We start from the raw sequence: 975 nt of genomic DNA, 5'->3' as shown, positions 1-975 counted from the left end.
AGCGAAAAAGCCCAAGCTTGTATAGAGATGTTCTATCTCGTTGTCTATGGGGGTAAAGCGGCTGAGGGCACCTTGAATGGTGAGATAGTCGTTAAGCCCTGCGTTAAATTCAGACATAAAAAAAGATGAGGACTCGTCAAGCTCCTCTTCCTCAAGGCTAAGCAGGCGCTGGTTTCTATTTAGAGCATAGAGTTGAAAGTCCCACAAACCTTTGGCCAGCATTTGACCTCCGACCGTGATTTTTTTCTGTTCGCTTCGATATTGTCCCTGGGGCCCATAGATACGAATATCAAAGATGTTCTCTCCTAAATATGTAGAAATTTTGTCAAAGCGATATTGGCCATTGCTAGATGTGCTTGTGAAGTCAATTAAAGCGCCATTTCGATAAAGCTCAACTTCCCAGCCCGGCGGTGCATCGCCTTCTAGAAGTAGGTCACTGCTTTGTTCTTGGAGTGCATTGCTACCGCGCTTTAAGTGGACACCGCTGCCACTAACGGAGCCGGAAAGCAAAGCACTGGAATGACTGTTTACGTCACCAAACTTATATTGATCGATACCCAGAAATAATCGTTGCTCTGGCCCGCTTGCCGCTTTGCTAAAGGTAAGTCTAAGGTCTTGAGCCCCATCTTGGTTAACGTAACTGGTTTGTAGAGAGTGTTTCAGAATATCCATGACACCCTGAACAGTAGCCGAACTGTATTGGCTGATATCTGCCTCATACCTGCCCGTCAGATCGTTATATTTCTCAAAGCGCTCAGCACTGTGTGAAAACTCAATATCAAACGAAGGGGAACCAAGCCAGTCGTATTCATTGGGAAGGTAGTCGTGAGCCGTTTGAGCTTTAGCTTGTGGCTTTAGCTTGGCTCTTTTCTGGGCTCGCAGCTTTTGTGTCACGATTGGTAGTGGACTTGAGGACGATAGTTTAAGTTCAAGTTGCGATACATCCAGCAGTAAGCTGAGGTCGAACCATCGCTC

1 protein-coding gene is annotated in these 975 nt (G+C 46.3%); it reads right to left on the bottom strand.

All coding sequences use genetic code 11. The features are described 5' to 3' along the window. Window positions 1-975: hypothetical protein (locus tag A3735_RS31355; RefSeq protein ID WP_197486015.1), on the bottom strand; the 975-nt coding region annotated here is incomplete at both ends.

Source organism: Oleiphilus sp. HI0061 (genome assembly GCF_001635675.1).
The sequence above is the reverse complement of the archived record's forward strand: the minus strand, read 5'-3'. Positions and strand labels throughout refer to the sequence as shown.